23 protein-coding genes and 2 pseudogenes are annotated in these 19,589 nt (G+C 62.7%); 17 read left to right on the top strand and 8 right to left on the bottom strand.

The features are described from left to right. Window positions 1–607 precede the first annotated feature (607 nt). Entirely contained in the window at window positions 608–919 is a 312-nt protein-coding gene (locus DA075_RS35835; protein WP_123834202.1) for a hypothetical protein, read from the top strand. A gap of 647 nt (window positions 920–1,566) precedes the next feature. Here the strand turns inward: DA075_RS35835 and DA075_RS35830 are convergent. Next, entirely contained in the window at window positions 1,567–1,860 is a 294-nt protein-coding gene (locus tag DA075_RS35830; protein WP_123834200.1) for a hypothetical protein, read from the bottom strand. A gap of 229 nt (window positions 1,861–2,089) precedes the next feature. Beyond that, the gene (locus DA075_RS08005) at window positions 2,090–2,455 is read right to left on the bottom strand and encodes a DUF2441 domain-containing protein (protein ID WP_244936535.1); all 366 of its coding nucleotides are present in this window, start codon (window positions 2,453–2,455) and stop codon (window positions 2,090–2,092) included. Window positions 2,456–3,546: 1,091 nt separating this feature from the next. Here DA075_RS08005 and DA075_RS08000 point away from each other — a divergent pair. Genes DA075_RS08000 through DA075_RS07975 form a run of 6 tightly spaced genes read left to right on the top strand, consistent with a single transcriptional unit; the run spans window position 3,547 to window position 8,782 of the window. Next, a complete protein-coding gene (locus DA075_RS08000) occupies window positions 3,547–4,338 on the top strand; it encodes a DUF2189 domain-containing protein (protein WP_099952750.1) in 792 nt (263 codons plus the stop codon). A 39-nt stretch (window positions 4,339–4,377) separates the two neighbouring features. Further along, window positions 4,378–5,217: a cytochrome c oxidase subunit II gene (locus tag DA075_RS07995; RefSeq protein WP_099952749.1), complete on the top strand. Its 840-nt coding sequence runs from the start codon at window positions 4,378–4,380 to the stop codon at window positions 5,215–5,217. A gap of 12 nt (window positions 5,218–5,229) precedes the next feature. Next, window positions 5,230–6,996 carry a cytochrome c oxidase subunit I gene (locus tag DA075_RS07990; RefSeq protein ID WP_099952748.1) on the top strand — a complete coding sequence of 589 codons (1,767 nt, stop codon included), beginning with the start codon at window positions 5,230–5,232 and terminating at the stop codon, window positions 6,994–6,996. Then, window positions 6,993–7,697: a cytochrome c oxidase subunit 3 family protein gene (locus DA075_RS07985; RefSeq protein ID WP_099952747.1), complete on the top strand. Its 705-nt coding sequence runs from the start codon at window positions 6,993–6,995 to the stop codon at window positions 7,695–7,697. Before DA075_RS07990 ends, DA075_RS07985 begins: the two co-directional genes overlap by 4 nt. 20 nt (window positions 7,698–7,717) lie before the next feature. Further along, window positions 7,718–8,440 carry a heme-copper oxidase subunit III family protein gene (locus DA075_RS07980; protein WP_099952746.1) on the top strand — a complete coding sequence of 241 codons (723 nt, stop codon included), beginning with the start codon at window positions 7,718–7,720 and terminating at the stop codon, window positions 8,438–8,440. A gap of 9 nt (window positions 8,441–8,449) precedes the next feature. Continuing rightward, window positions 8,450–8,782: a cytochrome C oxidase subunit IV family protein gene (locus DA075_RS07975; protein WP_099952745.1), complete on the top strand. Its 333-nt coding sequence runs from the start codon at window positions 8,450–8,452 to the stop codon at window positions 8,780–8,782. 49 nt (window positions 8,783–8,831) lie between these two features. Here DA075_RS07975 and DA075_RS07970 read toward each other — a convergent pair. Then, window positions 8,832–9,246 (bottom strand): annotated as a pseudogene (locus tag DA075_RS07970) (IS5 family transposase); the annotation flags it as partial. Between the two features lie 86 nt (window positions 9,247–9,332). On the opposite strand from DA075_RS07970, the gene DA075_RS07965 reads away from it, so the two are divergent. The 5 genes from DA075_RS07965 (at window position 9,333) to DA075_RS07945 (ending at window position 12,118) form a co-directional block, all read left to right on the top strand. Beyond that, window positions 9,333–10,208 carry a tyrosine-type recombinase/integrase gene (locus tag DA075_RS07965; RefSeq protein ID WP_099952744.1) on the top strand — a complete coding sequence of 292 codons (876 nt, stop codon included), beginning with the start codon at window positions 9,333–9,335 and terminating at the stop codon, window positions 10,206–10,208. A 222-nt stretch (window positions 10,209–10,430) separates the two neighbouring features. Beyond that, window positions 10,431–10,829: a hypothetical protein gene (locus DA075_RS07960; protein WP_099956485.1), complete on the top strand. Its 399-nt coding sequence runs from the start codon at window positions 10,431–10,433 to the stop codon at window positions 10,827–10,829. A gap of 52 nt (window positions 10,830–10,881) precedes the next feature. Further along, window positions 10,882–11,085, top strand: a complete 204-nt coding sequence (locus DA075_RS07955; protein ID WP_099952743.1) for a hypothetical protein — start codon at window positions 10,882–10,884, stop codon at window positions 11,083–11,085. Continuing rightward, window positions 11,082–11,876, top strand: coding sequence for a MucR family transcriptional regulator (locus DA075_RS07950; RefSeq protein ID WP_099952742.1), 795 nt, complete (start codon window positions 11,082–11,084; stop codon window positions 11,874–11,876). The genes DA075_RS07955 and DA075_RS07950 overlap by 4 nt, the downstream gene beginning before the upstream one ends. Further along, window positions 11,873–12,118: a hypothetical protein gene (locus DA075_RS07945; RefSeq protein WP_099952741.1), complete on the top strand. Its 246-nt coding sequence runs from the start codon at window positions 11,873–11,875 to the stop codon at window positions 12,116–12,118. Before DA075_RS07950 ends, DA075_RS07945 begins: the two co-directional genes overlap by 4 nt. 30 nt (window positions 12,119–12,148) lie before the next feature. On the opposite strand, the pseudogene DA075_RS38495 reads toward DA075_RS07945, so the two are convergent. Further along, window positions 12,149–12,259 (bottom strand): annotated as a pseudogene (locus tag DA075_RS38495) (DUF6894 family protein); the annotation flags it as partial. Between DA075_RS38495 and DA075_RS07940 the strand changes: the two are divergent. Further along, window positions 12,209–12,403 (top strand): hypothetical protein, encoded by a 195-nt coding sequence (locus DA075_RS07940; RefSeq protein WP_099952740.1) that lies wholly within the window; start codon window positions 12,209–12,211, stop codon window positions 12,401–12,403. The pseudogene DA075_RS38495 and the gene DA075_RS07940 overlap by 51 nt on opposite strands. Window positions 12,404–12,676: 273 nt before the next feature. Beyond that, a complete protein-coding gene (locus DA075_RS36495; protein WP_164712254.1) occupies window positions 12,677–12,814 on the top strand; it encodes a hypothetical protein in 138 nt (45 codons plus the stop codon). 248 nt (window positions 12,815–13,062) lie between these two features. On the opposite strand, the gene DA075_RS07935 is transcribed toward DA075_RS36495, so the two are convergent. From DA075_RS07935 to DA075_RS07925, 3 genes are all read right to left on the bottom strand, one after another. After that, the gene (locus DA075_RS07935; RefSeq protein WP_164712251.1) at window positions 13,063–14,937 is read right to left on the bottom strand and encodes an AIPR family protein; all 1,875 of its coding nucleotides are present in this window, start codon (window positions 14,935–14,937) and stop codon (window positions 13,063–13,065) included. 67 nt (window positions 14,938–15,004) lie between these two features. Next, window positions 15,005–16,300, bottom strand: coding sequence for a Y-family DNA polymerase (locus DA075_RS07930; RefSeq protein ID WP_099952739.1), 1,296 nt, complete (start codon window positions 16,298–16,300; stop codon window positions 15,005–15,007). Beyond that, a complete protein-coding gene (locus DA075_RS07925; RefSeq protein WP_174800073.1) occupies window positions 16,297–16,761 on the bottom strand; it encodes a LexA family protein in 465 nt (154 codons plus the stop codon). Before DA075_RS07925 ends, DA075_RS07930 begins: the two co-directional genes overlap by 4 nt. Before the next feature lie 109 nt (window positions 16,762–16,870). On the opposite strand from DA075_RS07925, the gene DA075_RS07920 reads away from it, so the two are divergent. The 3 genes from DA075_RS07920 to DA075_RS36490 all read left to right on the top strand — a co-directional run bounded on the left by DA075_RS07920 (window position 16,871) and on the right by DA075_RS36490 (window position 17,725). Then, on the top strand, window positions 16,871–17,125 hold the full coding sequence (locus DA075_RS07920) for a hypothetical protein (protein WP_099952738.1): 255 nt from the start codon (window positions 16,871–16,873) through the stop codon (window positions 17,123–17,125). Window positions 17,126–17,282: 157 nt separating this feature from the next. Beyond that, a complete protein-coding gene (locus tag DA075_RS07915) occupies window positions 17,283–17,474 on the top strand; it encodes a hypothetical protein (RefSeq protein ID WP_099952737.1) in 192 nt (63 codons plus the stop codon). Window positions 17,475–17,566: 92 nt separating this feature from the next. Next, window positions 17,567–17,725, top strand: a complete 159-nt coding sequence (locus tag DA075_RS36490) for a hypothetical protein (protein WP_164712249.1) — start codon at window positions 17,567–17,569, stop codon at window positions 17,723–17,725. A gap of 57 nt (window positions 17,726–17,782) precedes the next feature. Here the strand turns inward: DA075_RS36490 and DA075_RS07910 are convergent, their stop codons facing one another. After that, entirely contained in the window at window positions 17,783–19,468 is a 1,686-nt protein-coding gene (locus tag DA075_RS07910) for a methyl-accepting chemotaxis protein (protein WP_099952736.1), read from the bottom strand. Window positions 19,469–19,589 lie beyond the last annotated feature (121 nt).

The raw sequence follows: 19,589 nt of genomic DNA, 5'->3' as shown, positions 1-19,589 counted from the left end.
GGCGCAATCGCAAATGCGCCTTCGTTTGTGCGATTTCAAACAAAAAATCTAGTATTCGGCCATACATGGCTTGCTGGACGGCAGTTAAATTGGGCCATGATAGCATCTGAATCATTTTGAGCCTGCCGATAATCGCCTTAGTAAGATCGTGTCTCAAAAATTTACTGATTTGTCGATCGCCCGCCGGAGAGAGTTCGTCGGTTTCACGGCTGCCCACAATTGCGGACGGCTGAGTACGCGCAAAAAAAATACAGGCCTGAACGGTCGATCGACATGCCGATTGGTTTCAGTGCTGGCCTGGCGATGGGGCCGTCGACAGTCGGATGCGCCGGAACTGAAACTATCCTCTAATACACAGCTATCGGCAACGTCGTGAACCTAACCTCGCGCTTGTGCTCACCGGCGGGAAACGGGCAGGACCTGATGGATTCAGCGATCGCCGACGCGGCGCGCGTCGGCGTGTCCCTGGCTCTCCGGTTAGGGAACATCCGCTCCGCGCCACAAGCCACATTGGCGCTGGGCCGACGCGGACGGCACATACGAGTTGCCGAGCGAGTGGGCCCGGCGACAGCGTTTCACGGTCCTGCTCACGCGCCGCGACACGCTGATGGAGCAGATCGCCGGAGACCCCGACCTCTGGCGGTGGCACGACCAGGATCGCGAGCGCCGCGGGTGCCAGGGGCTCGCAGCGGCGGCCGATCCGCTCTGGGCGGCATCCGGCCGGCGGCGCATCCGGTCCTGGAACCGCTGGGGGGTCGGGTTCCGCGACTACGGGGCGGACGTGGCGATCCTCGTCGATACGGTTTCACGCGCCAGTCCGATTGCAAACGAGTGCCTGTCGAGCAGCCCTGATGCCGCGCGACCGTATTATCGACAGTATCGCGGACGCCGCAGACGGCTCAGTAAGATCGCGGCGTGAAAATAGCTGTTTCCTGCCGGGACACAAACACGACGGCGATTTCGTCCGTTCCACGCCAGATAATGCTACAGAGAATATAATCTTTTACGTCATTCACGCTGATAATAATATTATTAAATGGGCAAGCCGCTGGATTTACGACCAAAATAGCTCCAGAATATGCAAGATTTCGCACTTTACAGCGTATAGATCCCACATGCCCTTCGACCCAAACGGCGCCACTCCGTATTGCTGATCGCGAGCGACGATGTTTCATCTGAGATCAGTGGCGGCTGCAACGAGTTCCATGATTCGACTGTATCTTGCATTGATATAGGTTTTATTTTACATATCAGCTTTGCACACAATTGAGCGGTCGCAATGCTGGCGAAACGGCCTAAGCCGCCTGTCCCACATTGAGGTAGCGCCGCCGACCTCTGCCCCAAGCGGAGTGAATGCCATGACTGAGGCTGTATTCGCGATGGGGCGGCACAGCATCTATACCCTTGCATCAGTTTACCGTTAAAGACGATATTTTATATTTATGCCTCATTTTTTTCAGTATGATCGCGATGTAATCAGCAATCATCGTGTTTTCGAAGTCGGACGCGCCGTCGGTTTCAATGACAAAGCTTGCGATGCCATTCTCGTCGTCGAAATCTTTGAATTCAATCCAGATCAAGCGCTCCCCGCAGGGGAAGCTCTTGATCTGATCCAGGACCATAGTTGCGATCTGCGGCCAAGTTTTCCACTCGCGGTGCATGTTTGTCTCTCACATCGGAAAAACACCGCTGCGCCACATTTTCTTGCGCCGCAACCACAAAAAGCAAGTGTGATAAAGTCGTCAATTGAGATGCCCGCAATTGAAAGGCTTCGTTTTTTCCAGCGACATACTCCATCTGCCGTTCAAAGGGGCACACCATGATATCCAAGACCATTCCCTGCGCCACCTGCTCCGGCACCGGCTGGACCTCTCGCGAGGACCGGCACACTGAGACGAACCGGGATGTCTGCACCACCTGCGGCGGCACCGGCCAAGTGCCGACTCACCCGGGCGAGAGGCGCGAGCCGTCATGGCCCGATGCGGTGCCGGGAGCAGCCGCCGCAGCTGATCCACCGTTCCGATGCCATAAAGGAGATGTCGAGGTGCTGGCAGCGCGGTCCGCAGCTGCGTCCTACATCCCACAAGCCTCAGTCTAACCGACGCAGCACAGCAAGGGGCGAAGTCGTAATCACCTCCATGTAAGTGCTCAGTCCGGTAGGCTGATCAATACCCTCCACCCCTTGCCAGTATCGATCGGCCGCAATCTCGGCTACGCGGCCGGCCTGCAGCACCATCTCGGCAACGTTCCAGTCCCCACGATGCGTGAGCGGATCACTCTGTGTGGTCTCCACCTCGTAGATCGGCTCCCGCACGCGCCCAGGGTGCCGCGCCATCTGAGTGTCGACGTACTCTCGAATGTCCATCTCCGTTGCGCAGGCAAATATGCACTTCAAGCGAGACGGCTTGAGGGGAAACCTCGCCATTCTGGCTTTTTCCAGCACTTCCTCTCTCATGAAATGATAATGCGAATGCCTCGACAATCCAATCATTCGGCCGTAGTGGCCAGGAGAGATGATTTCTCCATTATGACGATAATGTCGAGAAGCATAGAATAATTTTGCCATGAGGCGGAGTGTGACAGCTATTTCCTCAGGGGTCTAGTTTCGAGATTTTGTGACGGCAGCGACCTCGATTCTGCCTGCAGCCCCCCACCGACGTTCAGGCCGCCGAGAAGGCGAGAGGCGCCTCCACCGGCACCGCCGTTCGCCTGGAGGCCCTGCATGCCCCGTGACACCTGAGGCTACCGGGTTGCACGGCCCGGCCGGCTTCTCAGCGTGCGAGCGGTACCGCTTCCGTTTGGACCGCTGGTGGTCTGACGAGCCTCGCGCGGTCGTCCACATGCGCAACCCGAGCACAGCCGGCGCGGATCGACCCGACCATCTGCCGGCTGCGGGCGCTCCTGCAGGGCCGGCCCGGCATCGGCGGGTTCACGATTGTCAACGCGGACGACAAGATCGCCACTGATCCGAGCGACCGCGAGGTGTGGCGTGCAGCGCAGGATGCGGCCTCGCTCAAGACCGCGCGTCAGGCGAAACTCGCCCTGACCCTAAGCGGACCCTCGCGGCGGATGTCGGGAGTGTCCGGTTGCGAGCGTTCTCCGAACGACGAAGCACGGGCCGACAGTCCCGATAGCTTCCTCCTGCTGACGTACGATGCCGCGGCGCGGGCAGCAGCAGCGCGAGCACAGTCCATGCGGCGTCGATCAGGCAGATGCATACGCCAGGGTTTCACGCGCAAGCTCGACGCGGCCGGCGGGCGGCGGGCGGCGGACATCGACATCCGTGATCCGGGGTAGCACCGAATACTCTCTAACGCCCACGACGCTCCTCCCTCGTCCAACGCCCAAGCTCGCAGCCGCGTTCTGAAACGAAGGCTGAAACTGGATACGTGATCTATCGAGAGTCATCGTAAAAACCGCGCGACAGGAATGGTGAAAAGTGGTATTTATCCATCAGCCACGCTCGAAAGCTCGACGGTTAAGCCTGAGATCGGAGCGAAATCAGGCGAGATCGCGTGTCGAGTCTTCCATTTCGGAGGATGCGCGATGGCAATACCCCATGCTGCGTCCGCACGCTCGGTGGTGACGCGACCGAACCTACGACGGATCGAGGTCTCCGACCTCAAGATCGCCTTGCTGAAGGGGGTCGAGGACTTCATGGTCCTGCCGACGCACGTGCTGTTCTTGATCGCGATCTACCCGGTCGCCGGCGTCATCATCGCGGCGGCAACCTTCGAGAGCGACCTCCTCCCGATCCTCTTCCCGCTGGCCTCCGGTTTCGCGCTGATCGGCCCGTTCGCGGCGATCGGCCTCTACGAGTTGAGCCGGCGGCGGGAACTAGGCCTTCCCCTGGCCGAAACCCGACCCTTCGCCCCGCTGACCGGCCGTAACGCCGGGTCGATCCTCGCGGTCGGATTCGTCCTGATGCTGATCCTCGTCGCCTGGATCATCACCGCCATGGAACTGTATCGGGCGCTGTTCGGGTCGGAGACCTACGTCTCCATATTTGCCTTTGCCGAGGCGGTGCTGACCACGCCGCGCGGATGGATGCTGATCGTGATCGGCAACCTCGTGGGCGCGGCCTTCTCGCTGATCGCGCTCGCGGTGAGCGCTGTGTCCTTCCCGCTGATCATCGACCGCGGCGTCGATGCCGGGACGGCGATCGAAACTTCGACGGCGCTGCTCCGCGAGAACCCGCGCACGATGGTGACCTGGGGGCTCGTCGTCGCGGGTCTCCTGGTGCTCGGAATGGCGCCGCTCTTCGTCGGCCTCGCGCTCGTGCTGCCGATCCTCGGCCACGCGACCTGGCATCTCTATCGGCGGGCGGTCGCGCCCTGACGCCGATTGCGTCTTACCCCTGCGCGCAGGAGACGACAGATGGCGCTCGTCCTCGTGCTGATCGCTCTCGGCTCGATCGCCTTCCATGTCCTGAGCCCGTGGTGGTGGACCCCGATCGCGTCGAACTGGGGCTACATCGACACGACGCTGATCATCACGTTCTGGATCACCGGCGCAGTCTTCACGATCCTGGTGCTGTTCGTCGCCTACTGCGTCGCTCGCTTCCGGCACCGGCCTGGGCAGAAGGCCTCCTACGAGCCGGAGAGCCGGCGGCTGGAGGGCTGGCTTACGGCGATCACCGCAATCGGCGTCGCCGCGATGCTGGCCCCGGGCCTCGCCGTCTGGGCGCAGTTCGTACGGGTTCCGGCCGATGCCGCGGAGGTCGAAATCGTCGCCCAGCAATGGCGCTGGAGCTACCGCCTGCCGGGCGCCGACGGGCGCCTCGGGGCCGCCGCAACCGAATTCGTCAGCGACGAGAACCCGCTCGGTCTCGATCCGCACGACCCGGCCGGCAAGGACGACGTCATCGTCGACGGCGACGACCTGCACCTGCCCCTCGCGCGGCCCGTGAAGGTCCTGCTGCGCTCGTTCGACGTGGTGCACGACTTCTACGTTCCCGAGTTCCGGGCCAAGATGGACATCATCCCCGGGATGGTGACCTACTTCTGGTTCACGCCGACCCGGACCGGCACCTTCGAGGCGATCTGCAACGAGGTGTGCGGCACCAACCACTACGCGATGCGGGGCCGCGTCGTCGTCGAGCCGGAGCCCCAGTATCGATCCTGGCTCGACCAGCAGAAGACGTTCTCGAACTTCGCCGCCCGCCCTGAGCGGGCGCCCCGCGACGCTGCCCTTCGTCGCGTCGCCGATGACCGCTGAGAGGACGGTGCCATGGTCGATACGCCGATCGGGGCCGCCGGCCCCTTCCCCGGTTCGGAGCCGGACGAGGCCGAGCTCTACCATCCGCATAGCTGGCTGACCCGCTACGTCTTCAGCCAGGATGCCAAGGTCATCGCCATCCAGTACTCCGGCACCGCGCTGGCGATCGGCTTCGTCGCGCTCGTCCTGTCCTGGCTGATCCGGCTCCAGCTCGGATTTCCGGGCCTATTTCCGTTCCTCGGACCGGCCGAATACTATCAGATCATCACCATGCACGGGATGATCATGGTGGTTTACCTCCTCACCGCCGTGTTCCTCGGCGGCTTCGGCAATTACCTCATCCCGCTGATGATCGGCGCGCGGGACATGGTGTTTCCCTACGTGAACATGCTGAGCTACTGGATCTATCTGCTCGCCGTGCTGGTGCTGGTGGCGAGCTTCTTCGCGCCGGGCGGGCCGACCGGGGCCGGCTGGACCCTCTATCCGCCGCAGGCCATCCTCTCGGGCACCCCGGGCCAGGAATGGGGCATCGTGCTGATGCTCGCCTCGCTCATCCTGTTCATCATCGGCTTCACCATGGGGGGCGTGAACTACGTGGTGACCGTGCTGCAGGCGCGCGCGCCCGGCATGACGATGATGCGCATGCCCCTGACGATCTGGGGCATCTTCACTGCGACGGTCCTGGCGCTGCTCGCCTTTCCGGCGCTGTTCGTCGGGGCCGTCATGATGCTCCTCGATCGGCTGCTCGGCACGAGCTTCTTCATGCCGATGATCATCGAGGCCGGCCAGCGCCTGCACTACGGCGGCGGCACGCCAATCCTGTTCCAGCACCTGTTCTGGTTCTTCGGCCATCCGGAGGTCTACATCGTCGCGCTTCCCGCGTTCGGCATCGTCTCCGATCTGATCAGCACCCATGCGCGCAAGAACATATTTGGGTATCGCATGATGGTTTGGGCCATCATCGCCATCGGCGGGCTCAGCTTCGTGGTTTGGGCACACCATATGTACGTGAGCGGGATGAACCCGTACTTTGGGTTCTTCTTCGCGACCACGACCTTGGTCATCGCAGTGCCGACCGCTATCAAGGTCTACAACTGGGTGTTGACGCTCTGGCGCGGGGACATCCACCTGACGGTCCCGATGCTGTTCGCGATCGCCTTCATCGTCACCTTCCTGAACGGCGGCCTGACCGGCCTCTTCCTCGGCAACGTGGTGGTCGACGTGCCGTTGTCGGACACGCTGTTCGTCGTCGCCCATTTCCACATGGTCATGGGGGTCGCCCCGATCCTCGTGATCTTCGGCGGGATCTATCACTGGTACCCCAAGGTGACCGGCCGGATGCTCGACGAGCGGCTCGGCCTGTTGCACTTCTGGGTGACGTTCCTGGGCGCCTACCTGATCTTCTTTCCGATGCACTATCTCGGACTGCTCGGCGTTCCGCGGCGGTACTTCGAGATCACGGGGCTCGGCTTCATCCCGGCATCGGCCGCGTCCCTCAATGCCTTCATCAGCGTGGTGGCCTTCGTGGTCGGCGCGGTCCAAGTGGTGTTCGTGGCGAACCTGATCCGCAGCCTCCGCCACGGCGTGCCGGCCGGCGGCAATCCGTGGCACGCCACCACTCTGGAATGGCAAACGCCCGACACGCCGCCGCGGCACGGCAACTGGGGCGCCCGCCTGCCGGTCGTCTATCGCTGGCCCTACGATTACAGCGTGCCGGGGGCGGCGGAGGACTTCGTGCCCCAGAACCAGCCCGTCCACGCCGCGGGGGCTGCGCCGTGAGCCTCGTCCTCGTCTACCTCGCGGGCCTCGGCGCCCTTTCGGGGCGCTGGCTCGCCCGGCAGCACCTCGCCGCCAAGCCCTGGCTCAGCGCGGGCCCTCTCCTCAGCCGGCCGGCGGCTGGGGAAATCGAGCCGACGGCCAGGCTGGGCCTCGGGGCCTTTTTGGCGGTGGTCGGCTTGCTCTTCGCGCTGCTCGTCGCGGCCTACGGCATGCGCGTGCCGCCGGGCAGCGCCGGGGTCCCTCTCGACCCGCGCCTCCTCTGGCTCACAACCGGCTTTCTCGGGCTGGCGAGCTTGCTGCTCCACCGGGCCGAGCGGGCGGCGCGCCGAGGAGCGGAGGCGGACGCGCGCGCGAATCTGCTTGCCGCCGCCGCGGCGAGCCTCGTCTTCCTCGGTGGGCAGGGCCTCGCTTGGCGGTTGATCTGGGAGGCGGGGGCCGGCCGCACGGTCGATGCGGCCGGCTCCTTCTTCGTCCTGATCACGCTGCTGCATGGCTTGCACCTCGCGGGCGGGCTCGCGGCCCTCGCGCGGATCGCCTGCGGCGCGGCGCGGACGGGGTCGCCCGCAGGCCTCGTCCGGAGCATCGGGCTGTGTACCCTCTACTGGGATGCCCTTCTGGTGATCTGGCTCGTGGCCTTCGGCATCCTGTTCCGGACGCCGTGGTCGGGTCTGATCGATGTCCTGTGCCGGCCGCCGGCCTAACAACCTCGGGACGACGCATCATGACAGAGACCGTTCTGCGCCCCCTCCCGACCGCCGATGGTCCGCCGAGCCGATGGCGGCGCTTCTCCGGCGAATGGGCCGCCGACCGCCAGGCCTTCGCGGGGGCCTCGTGGCGCAAGGCCATGATGTGGATCTTCCTGCTCAGCGACACCTTCGTGTTCGGCTGCTTCCTGATCGGCTACATGACCGTGCGCATGTCGACGACGGTGCCCTGGCCGAACCCCAGCGAGGTCTTCGCCCTGGAGATCGGCGGCACCGAGCTGCCCCTGATCCTGATCGCGATCATGACCTTCGTTCTCATCTCGAGCAGCGGCACGATGGCCATGGCGGTCGCCCAAGCCTACAAGCGGAACCGCCGCGCCACGGCGCTGCTGATGCTCGCGACGGCTGTCCTGGGCGCGACCTTCGTCGGCATGCAGGCCTTCGAGTGGACGAAGCTGATCCGCGAGGGCGTCCGGCCCTGGACGAATCCCTGGGGGGCGCACCAGTTCGGTTCGACCTTCTTCATGATCACCGGCTTCCACGGGACCCACGTCACCATCGGGGTCATCGTCCTGGCCATCATCGCCCGCAAGGTCTGGCGGGGCGATTTCGACGTGGGACGGCGCGGTTTCTTCACCAGCCAGCGCGGACGATACGAGAACGTCGAGATCGCAGGCCTCTACTGGCACTTCGTCGATCTCGTCTGGGTTTTTATCTTTGCGTTGTTCTATCTCTGGTAGGAGGACGGTATGCACCCCGTCGCGAGCCAAGGGACCGACCACGGCCACTCGATTCGACTCTACCTGCTCGTCTGGGGCTGGCTGTTCGTGCTGAGTGCTTGCTCCTACCTCGTCGACTATTTTCACGTTCAGGGCGCCCTGCGCTGGTCGCTGATCCTGCTGTTCATGGTCGTCAAGGCGGGACTGATCGTGGCGGTGTTCATGCATCTCGCTTGGGAGCGGCTGGCCCTGATCTACGCGATCCTGGCCCCGCCGATCGCGATCCTAATCTTCGCCGCGATCATGACCGCGGAGGCGAGCTATACACTCCTCACCCGATTGAATGTGCTCGCGGGCCAGTGATCCACTTCGCCAACGCCCGTCCAGTCGACCGTGAGGACGACGATCTCCGGATCCCTTGGCTCCCGATCACGTCGGTGAGGACATGGATCTTGGTGGTCGGGCCCGCTCGCGAGAGGCCGATCGCCTGCTCACGCCCCCCCTTTTGCGCCGTGGGCGGCGCGCTGGGCTTTGACGTCGGTCGCATCGAGGGCAGCCGCTTCGCCCGACCATCCGGCCTTGGCCAGGGCTTCCAGCATGCCGGTCCAGAAGCGGCGGCGCGACAATCTGTTGAAGCGGTTGTAGACGGTGGTGGGGGGACCGTACTCGCACGGAGAGTCTTTCCAGCGGCAGCCGGACTTGATGACGTGCAGGATGCCCGACAGGATGGTGCGGTCGTCCTTGCGACGAGCGCCGGGCTGGTTGGTGGGCATGAACGGCGCGATCGCCTGCCACTGCTCGTCAGACAGCCAGAACAGCTCTGCCATATCCTCCTCCCGGGAGGTGTTTGGAATCACATTTCTCTCATCATTGCCATGCCTTGAACGGTTTTAGACCCTAAGCCTATGACCGGGTGACGGGCACGCGACTCACGCCGCCGCACGCTCTCGGCTCGCCGGAATGGTGGCAGGCCCTGCAGGAAGCCCGGGCACGGATTGCGGGGGAACCGGCGGAGCGGCCCGGCACCTGGGGTGCGCTGGTGACCTCCTACCGGGCGAGCCCTCGCTTCCCAAAGGACCTCGCGCCGCGCACGCGCAAGGACTACCAGGCCGTGCTCGACTACCTGGCGCCGCTCCACGACGTGGTGCTGACGCGCTGGAGCCGCTCCTTCGTGGCCGGCCTGCGCGACAAGGCGCAGACGCAGAAGGGCCGCCGCTTCGCCAACTACGTGCTGTCGGTGGTCTCCGTCGTCTTCGCGCACGGGATCGAGTTCGAGCTGGCCGCCACGAACCCGGTGCGGGATGTGCGCAAGCTGCGCCGCCCGAAGGGCGAGGCGCTGGCCGCCGGGCGCGACAGCTGGAACCGGACGGCCGGCACGCGGACCCGGATCTCGGCGAAATCGGGGAAGGTGGTGGTGGTCAAGGCGCCCGAGGTGGTGGTGGCAGCCCTGCATCGCCTGCCGGCGCACGCCGCCGCGACCTTGCTGGTCAACAGCCGCGGGGAGCCCTGGGCCGAGAACGGCTTTCGCGGCTCGTTCTTCCGGCTGATCCGGACGCTGGAGGCCGCGGGCCGGGTGGCGGACGGCCTCACCTTCCACGGTCTGCGCCACACTGCCGCGACGCAGATGCGCCGGCTCGGCTTCGACACGCGCACGATCGCCGACATGCTCGGTCAGGAGACCGAGGGCATGGCGGCGCATTACTCACGGGAGGCCGACCTCGAGCCGAAGCTGCGCGGCGTGGTGACCAAACTGGATGAGGAGAACAGGAAGCGCGAGGGGAGTGTCTAACCGTGCAGGCAGGTTTGTCTAACCGCTTGCCAACCCGGTTGAAGATCGAGCGCTAAGTTCCTGAAGAATAAGGTGGCTGGGGGACGTGGATTCGAACCACGACTAACGGAGTCAGAGTCCGCCAACAAAATGTTTAAAATCAATCACTTAGGCATTCAAAATAGCGTCTAGATGGTCATTGAACCAACTCCCTTTTTTCGGCTTCCTGTCTAGATGGATGGCATGCCCGAAGCCACGGTCCCACCCGCCGTTCTCGAATGGTCTCGCGGCCTCGCCAGCCTCTCCCCCGGCATGCCTCCCTGTCCCGGCCTCCGCCCCGATGAATGGGCCGAGACGCACCTGCGCTGCCAGGAGTTCGTCGAGCGGTGGGGCATGCAGGCGCACGCCGCGGGCTGGGACACGCTCCGGCTGTTCGGCGTCGGCCCGACGACCGGCACGGTGCGGGGCGATTTTTGCGGGATCCTCATGCCCCTCTCGGTCGACGTGCACGAGGTCACGCCCGAGTGGATTAAGCTCGGGAAGTGGACCGCCTATCGGCATGAGCCGGTGAAGATGCTGGGCATGGTGGCGGTGTGGGAGGTCGGGAAAAAAGCGCTTGCATCGCCCAATAGAGCGTCCTAATTTCAGGACATATGAAGGGAACGGCCCCGCCGGGATGGGTAGGAGACCCGCTATGATCAAGACCGAAGCTGCCACCATCTTCCACTACACCGTCGAGCAGACCGAGACCGGCATCGTCCTCTATGACGGCCCGGCCATGTCGGAAGCCGACGCCCTCGACTGCATGGCGCGAGACGCCGGATACGCGGACTTCGCCAGCATCCCGGCCGAGATCGGCGGCGCCGACACCCTGCGTGTCACCCGGTCCGCGGCGTGACGCTCGACGACCTCAAGCCCTTCCAGACGCGCGAGGCGGTTGAGGACTACCTGTCCGGCGACCGCCTCAAGTGCCTGCTGTGCGGCAAGGCGTTCCGCGGCCTCGGTCACCATCTCCCGCGGGCGCACGGCGTTTCGGTCGAGGCCTACCAGGATGCACTCGGCTTGCCGCGCTCGCGAGGCCTCGTCGGCTCGGACACCCGGGCTCGGTTTTCGGCCTCCGTCACCAAGACGCGAGAGGCGGGCAAGCTGGAAGAGGCACAGCGCTCTCTGGTCGTCGGCGCCCAAGAGGCATCGCGAGCCAGCGCTCGGGTCGAGCGCCGCCCCTACCATAGGGCGATGATGCGAGAGCACGCGCTGGCCCTCAGCGGGCGTGAGACACCGATCACTGATGACGAGGTGACGGCCGTCATCCGGCACGTCGAGGCTGGCGCTACCGCCTACCGAGCGTGCCGAGAGGTCGGAATTTCTCACACAGCCTTCTACGCGGCGATGCGATCGCGTCCTGACCTGCGCTGCGCGTTCGACGCGGTGCGTCAAAACCAGAACACGGGTGACAGCATGAACGAGACGCTGCGTCGGGTCGGTGCCGCCCTGTACGGCACACAATGGCAGAGCGACCTCGCCCGAGCGCTCAACATCTCGGATCGCCAGGTGCGGCGGTGGGCGAGCGGCGAAGGCAGGGTGCCGGCGGGTGTGTGGTCCGACATCGCTGCGCTGTGCGAAGCCAGGATGGTCGAGATCGCCGACGTGCGAGACCGCATCCGGGCCGAGGCGGCTGTCGTATCATGACCGCCGGCGAGGCCTACCGAGCCAAGCTCCTGACCGACGACGCGCTCGACGCAGCGATCGCGGCCTACCTCGCCGACCCATCGCAGCCGGCGATGCTGGAGATCGGCGACAAGCGCCTCGACGTCGCCGCGGCCGTCCTGGCGAACGCCTACAGCACGGAGGTGCTGGCGCAGGACGGTGCAACCGGGCCGCAGCGGCGGAACGCGGTGACGACGGCGATTTTGCTGGCGCCGGTCGGATGAGCCTCAGCGACCAAGGACGAGTCCGCTGAACTACAAGGCGGCGGTGTAGACCGGTTGTCGGATCTCATCGGTGACCAGGATCGAGATCATATGATGATCACCGTCACGTGCGACGTGTCGGAGGGCTATTGCGGGCAGTGTCTGCTTCGCCTGTCGGCAAGCCTCCTCGACGTTAGCGCACTCAGTCCCCTCGTGGTCACGGCTCTACTCTCCGTCGTGGATATAGAAGAAGAAGCGGGGCATGCGACTTCCGATCGCTGGGGCGCCATGATGGTGGCTGTCTGAGATGCCGCGAAAGCAGATCGCTCAACGCGTCGCGCATTTCGATGTCAAAAGATGGAGAGAGGGGCGAACCACAATGTTGCTCGCGAAGTGTGTCTCAGGCGCATCATGAAGGGTCGAGACGAACCTAAGTCGTGCGGTGTATGGTCAAGACGGGCGGCGAGTGGTGAGGAAAAACCTTGTCCGAAGAAGCCCCGTGACGATTCCCACTGGCCGGTTATGATTTCTGCCGGTTGGGCGCCTGACCACGCGGGGCGCGACCCGGGAGAATGCGCGATGTCGATCAGCTACGACGAACTCTGGCCCCCCGGACCAGAAGGTCGCTCTCACGTCCGGCGGGTCTACCGCGGCGGCGAGAGCATCGGCCGTGTGCGCCGGCGGCCTGAGGAGCCGGGCGAGCTGACCGGCGAGTGATTCGCAGCCGAGCGGAAGAAGGGGGACTTCTATGTGCCGATTGAGGGCACACATGCAACCTTTGAATGCGATGGTGACGATGCAGGCTGGCGCGGGCAGGGCCTGATGCACTCCCGCGCCGCCATTTACGAGGCTAAGCAGCCCCCCCGCTATGATTGCAGTATTTTCATAAAGAAAAATACGATCCTCTGCTGAACATTGCTCGATTTATACCATAGATTTTTTCCTCAGTTAAGATTTGTCTGGAACTACATAGCGAATTGAGCTTCAATATCTCGAGACAACGCTCTACATTTAGTAACATTTTTGAACAGACTTGCTACATAGTTATCAGGGAATTTCGCCTCTATGCACGATATCAAAAATTCTATTACTTGCTTGACTGTTTTTTCAACCTCGTCATCTCTTAGGTTTTCTAAGGACGGCTTACCCGAAATTTCCTGTAATCTCTTGTAGGCACCATGAGCAATAAATCTATTCCCATGCGTAATAATGTTGGCGCTCTTTCCGCTTCTGGCTATTTCTTGTGTCGTTATTTGTTTATCAATACGTCTAAAAGCAAGTACTTTGCTCCATATTTCTTCGCTTGTCGTCCTTGAATTGAAAAGAGTTTTGTACGGCGGACGACCAATGTCTTCCCAAAGCTTTCCGATTTCTCTCTTTGCTTGAACCGCGAGATCAACTTCGTGTCGCGTGCATGCCAGTGCAAGCGTTGCCTCAACCAGACCTAACCTTGAAGGGCCAGAATTTTCGATTTCACCTTGCCTAAATTCATAGTCTACTTTATCTATGGCAAATTCACTTCGAAGTCGCTCTTGGTTTTGATCTAACGCAACGAAATTTCTTGCATCAATGCGATTTTGCGTGTTGTTTGTTCTCGTTACTGCAGGTACAAAGCCCTCAGGGGCTCCTTCAGTAGAGACAACTCTGAAAGGGACGCGCGCATTTTGTAGTTGGCCAGCCATTTTTTGGTTTGCGGCGGCCAATGAACCAATAGTCTGAGCTCCATTCACGATTGTTAGTCCATCGCAATCGAATGTACCTGCAGTGCGAGACCCGCCACCAGCCAGTCGCCGTTTAACAGTTGATGCAAGGGCTGTAATTCCATTGTTGTAAAACCAAAACAGTTCAGGGTTCGTAGCTACAGTCTCCTGGATGCCATTATTGACTTGCGTTGAGTCGCCCAGAAACATTCGTATGTTTCTTGAAAAGAGGCGATGGCCGAATTTTCCATGCAAATCAGCAAGATCACTCGCTGCGATTTGCCCATAAAATGCTTTGACTGGCTCTCTTACCTCGCCCCACTCGAACAGAGTTATAGGTGAAGAGATACTTGCGCCTGCAGCTCCTTGCTGTAGCATGGAATATAACTGCGACTGATTTATAACCTGGGACGACAGCAGTTCCCGTGTCTCATCTACTTCATCAATAAAACTATCGATTGCGGATCTGCTTTCTTCAGAAAAATTAGCGGATCCCGAATAAACGACCACAGCAACAACTTTGCTTGCTTGATTTATAGCAATATCAATTTCTTTGCTTCTTTTCTTAACTTTATCATTAAATTCAATAAATCTACTGCTCAATAGATCTTTACATCCTTTGATAAATTTTAGTATATCGCCTAACTCCACCGATCCAGCGTGCTTAGTGTTCCACTTCGATTGCACTACATACAATATCTGTTCATTCTTATCGTAATAAATCGCATCGACGCCATTATCGCCGAACCCATCGGTTATGGATGACCCTGCAGTTACAGGATCAGCTCCAGTGAGATAGGCAATAGCATATGCAGCTACTCCTCTACTTAATTTGTTAATCTCCAGATCTTCACCTACACTTTTTATATCGGAGACATCAATATTTGGTATATATATAGATTTAATATTGTCACAAATTTGTCTATGTTGAATTACCGCCATATGTCTATTCCTTTCTTTCAAGTTACCGTCTGATGGGATGGATTTCTGATCCCGGAAAAAATTGATTCGATCGATTATAAAATTAATCCGTGCAACGATCAAGCCAGCAATCCACACTTGGAATCCGACGTAATTCGCCTCGCTTTGACATGGATCGCCCCCCCCCCGACGCTGTTGCCTTACCGTGTCACGGAACATGAGGATGCGATGGAAAGTGCAAGCTGGCCGATGATTGTGCGCGTAAGATGGAGCTTGTCCTTTGCGCTCACTGCATCGCCGACACATTCGGCACCTCGCTCAACCGCGTCGTGAACCGCGGCGAGCGCATCTCGAACTTCGTCGACCAGGTGCGCTTCTCAACCAGCCCCGCCCGCGCCGGTACCACGGCGCCACGCCCGAACCGGCTGTTGCAGGTGTCCATCGCTGCCATGAGCTTGCCGGACTTCTCCCGGTCGAGAGCGTCGAACAGCGGGCGCGGGGCCTCGTCGAGCGGCACGAGGTCGGTCGTGACGAGCCCGGCCTTGCTGTAGCGCCAGGGCGTCGGCCCCTGCTCCTTCCAGGTCTTCGCCACGCCATGAAGGGCAGCCTGGATGAGGTGGCGGCTGTCGTTCGTCGCTTCGGGCAGGTGCACGACGGTCGAGACCGAGCGCATCGAGTCACCGCGGTCGTGTTCGCTGGTGTGGTAGAAGACCGTCACGGCCGAGACCGCGAGCCCGTCGCGCCGCAGCTTCTCGCCCAGCCGCGTGGCATGCGCCGCCACTGCCTGTTCGAGCACCGTCCGCTCCATGATGCGGGACGAGAACGAGCGGGTCACCGCGCAGCCCTTGCGCCTGGCCGGTACGATCTCGAGCGGCAAGCAGGCGCGGCCGCGCAGCTCATGGATGATCCGCTCGCCCACCACCGTGAGCGACTGGCGGGCCGGCCGGGGATCGAGGTCGCGCAGGTCCGCCACCGTGTCGACGCCCATGGCGGTCAGCCGGGCCAGCGAGGCGCGCCCGATCCCCCAGACCTCCCCGACCGAGATCCCGACCATCCAGGCGGCGCGCTCGGCCTCGTCCGAGAGGTCGCACACGCCGCCGAGCTCTGGGATGGTCTTGGCGATGTAGTTGGCGAGCTTGGCGAGCGTCTTCGTCGGCCCGATGCCGACGCAGGTCGGCAGGCCGGTCCACTGGCGCACCGTGGAGCGGAGATCCCGCGCCAGCGCAACCCGGTCACGCTCGCGCACGTCCGAGAGATCCAGAAAGCTCTCGTCGATGGAGTAGATCTCCACGTCCGGCGCGAACTGCCGGTAGACCGTGTTGGCCCTCGCGCTCATGTCGCCGTAGAGGGCATAGTTTGAGGAGAAGACGCGCACGTTCTTCTGGCGGCACAGGTTGCGGATCTTGAAGAAGGGCTCGCCCATCTTGATCCCAAGCGCCTTGGCCTCGGCGGTCCGCGCGATGGCGCAGCCGTCGTTGTTCGAGAGCACGATCACCGGCACGCCCGTGAGCTTCGGATCGAACACGCGCTCGCAGGAGCAGTAGAAGCTGTTGCCGTCGATCAGCGCGATCGCCCGGCTCATCGCTTGAGGCTCGCCCGAGCCTTCACGTGGTGCCAGCGCACCGAGAGCAGCAGCACGCCCCAGAGCAGGCCTTCCTCGAGATCCTCGACGGCGAAGTCCTGATCCATCTCCGGGTTGTCGAACGTGAGCGCCAGCCGGTTGCCGGTCATCACCAGGCGCTTGAGGCTCATTTCGCCGTTGACCACTGCGACCACAACCGCACCGGAGGAGGGCGAGAGCGAGCGGTCGACCACGGCCAGATCCTCGTCGTGGATGCCGGCGCCCTTCATGCACCAGCCGCGCACGCGCCAGATGAAGGTGGCGGGCGGGTTCGGCACGAGCCAGCGCGGCAGCTCCAGCGCGCCCTCGATGAAGTCCTCGGCCGGGCTCGGGAAGCCAGCGCACAGGGTCGGGAGCATGAACGGAATCCGCACGAGCCCGCCCGCATCCGCCGCCTCTGCACCGACCCGATAGAGACTCACGCGCGCCCTCCGTGTTAGAACACAAAGAGAACAAACAGGCCGGAGGTTCCCGGTCAAGGCCGAGCTTCGAGCCTGTGCGGAGCGGGGACTGCAGGATCAGGAGATCGTGATGGGCATGTGGACGACGTTCATGGTGCAGACGTTCGAGATCCACCGGAAGCGGCTGCGGCCGGGCAACCGGGATGTGGCGCCGACGGAGAATGGAGCGCTCAAACGCGCCGAGGCGATCGCCGGGCGGATGCCGGGAGCAGCGGCCCTGCGCATCGTGGCGGATGACGAGACGGGTGAGCTGGAGAGCGTCGCGATCCTCGGTCAGTTCGGCGAGGTGCCGGAGGACTTCGCGGAGCAGGTGAGCGGCGGGTAGTCGCCTAGAACGCCGCGCCGGCGTCACCACGCTTGATCTGGATGGGTTGCGAAAAATGATGGGCTCAGCGCCCGGCAAGGTTGGGGGGTCGTGGTGCGCGCACGATCGCGGGTTGCTCCAAGCTACCGTATGCTCGGCACCGAACAGGAGGACGAGCTTGTACAAGGTGACAGGAACAGACCCGACCGGCCGCACACTGGCCTTCGCATGCGGCACGGACTTGCAGGCGCTGGATAAAATCCGGGAGCTGATGTCACGAGGCTTCCGCGACATCTCGGTTGCCGATCCGAAAGGGCAGCAGCAGAGCGGGGCTGCGTTCGAGCGAACGATCGGTTCAGAGTACGGCTGAAACCATTTGAGCCCAAAGATGCCCGAGGCGGACCACACCGCGGCCACCCTGCCTGGCCATAGCTGCGCTCCGATCAATCCAGGGCTTCACCCATGCAGAACCTGCGCGCCGCGATCCTGACCGTTGTCGGCATCGCCCTTATCGCCCTCGCCATGGCCGCGGTGGCAGAGCGGGACATGCAGGCGCGCCTGGAGCGCGCCCTGCTGCCCGCGGCTGTGGTTCAGACGGTGAGCAGCGTGTCGGGAGCGTAGTAGCGCTCCACGTCCTGCGCGCTGCCTGTCGTGGCAGACAGCGCGCACGGGTCGGTTTTAGGCGGCCCTGACGGTGGCGAGGAAGCGGGCGACCTCCGCGCCGAGATACTCGGACTGGCGCGAAAGCTCGGAGGCCGAGGCCAGCACTTGGCTCGCCGCCGCCCCAGTCTCCTCCGCCGCGCCCGCCACCCCGGCGATATTGCCCGTCACCTCGCCGGTGCCGGCCGCCGCCTGGCTCACGTTACGCACGATCTCACGGGTTGCCGCGCCCTGCTCCTCCACGGCCGCCGCAATTGAGGTCGCGACCCCAGAGATCTCCTCGATCCGGGCGGTGATCTGGCCGATCGCTCCCGCCGCCTGACCCGTCGAGGCCTGGATCGCCGCGATCTGGCTGGTGATCTCCTCGGTGGCCTTCGCGGTCTGGCCAGCGAGTTCCTTCACTTCGGCGGCCACCACCGCGAAGCCGCGCCCCGCCGCCCCGGCGCGGGCCGCCTCGATCGTGGCGTTGAGCGCCAGGAGGTTGGTCTGCGCGGCGATCGACGAGATCAGCCCGACCACGTCGCCAATGCGGGCAGTAGCCTCGGTCAACGCACGGACCTGATGCACGGTCTGCCCGGCTTCGGTCACAGCCGCCTGAGCGAGCCGCGCGGAGCCGTCGACTTGGCGGCCGATCTCGCTCACCGAGGCGCCGAGCTCCTCCGCCGCCGCCGCTACCGTGCCCACGTTCGACGAAGCCTCTTCCGCCGCGGCCGCCACGGCGGTGGACTGCGCGGCCGTTTGGGTCGCGGTCGCAGTCATGGTCTGAGCGGTGGCCTGGAGCTCGGTTGCAGAGGCTGAGACCTGGCCGACGATGCCGCCGACGGCCCGCTCGAAGGCATCCGCCATCTGGCGCATGCCGGCGCGGCGCTGCTCCTCGGCCGAGGCACGGGCCAGAGCGGTTTCCTCTTCGAGCCGGCGGGTATGGATGAGATTGTCCTTGAACACCTGCACAGCAGCGGCCATCGCGCCGATCTCGTCGCGCCGGTCGGCACCATGAACCGCAACTGTCGTGTCGCCGGCCGCGAGCGTGCTCATCGTTGCCGTCATCCGGGTAATCGGCTGCGAGACTCGCAGCAGGCTGAACAGCATCGAACCTAATGCAGCAATCAGCGCGATGGCCATGGCGAGATAGGTAACCCGAGTCGCACCATCCGCGCTCGCCACGGTCGCGTCGGCTTCATTCTGCGCGCCCTGCCGGTTCAGAGTGATGGCTTGTCCGATAATATCAGCCAGTGCGGTGTAGATCTTCACGACATCCTGGCTCGTAATCTCAGCTAACGCTTCGGTTTGACGACCTGAATCCATCAGCTGCACGGCGCGTTTGCCGACGGCATCGAACTGGGTCCAGGTTTGCACGAAGCGGTCATACAGAGCACGCTCCTCAGGCGAGGAGATCAGAAGCTCGTAACGCTTGCGTGCCGCGGCAAGCATCACGTCCGTATCCAGATATTGCTTTTTGTGTACAGCGAGTTGCTCGGCATCTCGCGTCGCAGCTACTAGCCGGTACTGCTTCACGCGCGCGCCATCCACTCCCGACTTCAGTTCACCGAGCATCTGCACAGAGGGCAGCCAGTTGCCTGCAACTTCGGTCGCGCTTAGGCGGATGGCGCTGAGCTTGATCAGCGTGAGGGCGCTCTCGCCCACGACGATGACCACCAGCAAGCCAAAAAGGCCGGTGAGTGCGGCCTTGATCGAGATACGCATCAGAAATCCGAGGAGGCTAAACGCTAACGCTGGATCTCATAAAATCCACCGTTGGTTACTGGGCCGCTAACTTCTCTGCCTAGAATTCCTCATACGGCCCTTTTGTTGTTTAATGCGGCCT

Source organism: Methylobacterium currus (genome assembly GCF_003058325.1).
GTDB lineage: Bacteria > Pseudomonadota > Alphaproteobacteria > Rhizobiales > Beijerinckiaceae > Methylobacterium > Methylobacterium currus.
This window is presented reverse-complemented; position numbering and strand designations above follow the sequence as displayed.

Excerpts from the sequence above, each read along its gene's own strand:
- DA075_RS07960 (WP_099956485.1), top strand. The coding sequence starts at position 10,431 with ATGCCCGAAGCCACGGTCCCACCCGCCGTTCTCGAATGGTCTCGCGGC.
- DA075_RS07975 (WP_099952745.1), top strand. The coding sequence starts at position 8,450 with ATGCACCCCGTCGCGAGCCAAGGGACCGACCACGGCCACTCGATTCGA.
- DA075_RS07930 (WP_099952739.1), bottom strand. The coding sequence starts at position 16,300 with ATGAGCCGGGCGATCGCGCTGATCGACGGCAACAGCTTCTACTGCTCC.
- DA075_RS08005 (WP_244936535.1), bottom strand. The coding sequence starts at position 2,455 with ATGAGAGAGGAAGTGCTGGAAAAAGCCAGAATGGCGAGGTTTCCCCTC.
- DA075_RS07940 (WP_099952740.1), top strand. The coding sequence starts at position 12,209 with ATGATGATCACCGTCACGTGCGACGTGTCGGAGGGCTATTGCGGGCAG.
- DA075_RS07955 (WP_099952743.1), top strand. The coding sequence starts at position 10,882 with ATGATCAAGACCGAAGCTGCCACCATCTTCCACTACACCGTCGAGCAG.
- DA075_RS07980 (WP_099952746.1), top strand. The coding sequence starts at position 7,718 with ATGACAGAGACCGTTCTGCGCCCCCTCCCGACCGCCGATGGTCCGCCG.
- DA075_RS35835 (WP_123834202.1), top strand. The coding sequence starts at position 608 with ATGGAGCAGATCGCCGGAGACCCCGACCTCTGGCGGTGGCACGACCAG.
- DA075_RS07935 (WP_164712251.1), bottom strand. The coding sequence starts at position 14,937 with ATGTTCCGTGACACGGTAAGGCAACAGCGTCGGGGGGGGGGCGATCCA.
- DA075_RS07920 (WP_099952738.1), top strand. The coding sequence starts at position 16,871 with ATGGGCATGTGGACGACGTTCATGGTGCAGACGTTCGAGATCCACCGG.
- DA075_RS36490 (WP_164712249.1), top strand. The coding sequence starts at position 17,567 with ATGCAGAACCTGCGCGCCGCGATCCTGACCGTTGTCGGCATCGCCCTT.
- DA075_RS36495 (WP_164712254.1), top strand. The coding sequence starts at position 12,677 with ATGTCGATCAGCTACGACGAACTCTGGCCCCCCGGACCAGAAGGTCGC.
- DA075_RS08000 (WP_099952750.1), top strand. The coding sequence starts at position 3,547 with ATGGCAATACCCCATGCTGCGTCCGCACGCTCGGTGGTGACGCGACCG.
- DA075_RS07995 (WP_099952749.1), top strand. The coding sequence starts at position 4,378 with ATGGCGCTCGTCCTCGTGCTGATCGCTCTCGGCTCGATCGCCTTCCAT.
- DA075_RS07990 (WP_099952748.1), top strand. The coding sequence starts at position 5,230 with ATGGTCGATACGCCGATCGGGGCCGCCGGCCCCTTCCCCGGTTCGGAG.
- DA075_RS07910 (WP_099952736.1), bottom strand. The coding sequence starts at position 19,468 with ATGCGTATCTCGATCAAGGCCGCACTCACCGGCCTTTTTGGCTTGCTG.
- DA075_RS07945 (WP_099952741.1), top strand. The coding sequence starts at position 11,873 with ATGACCGCCGGCGAGGCCTACCGAGCCAAGCTCCTGACCGACGACGCG.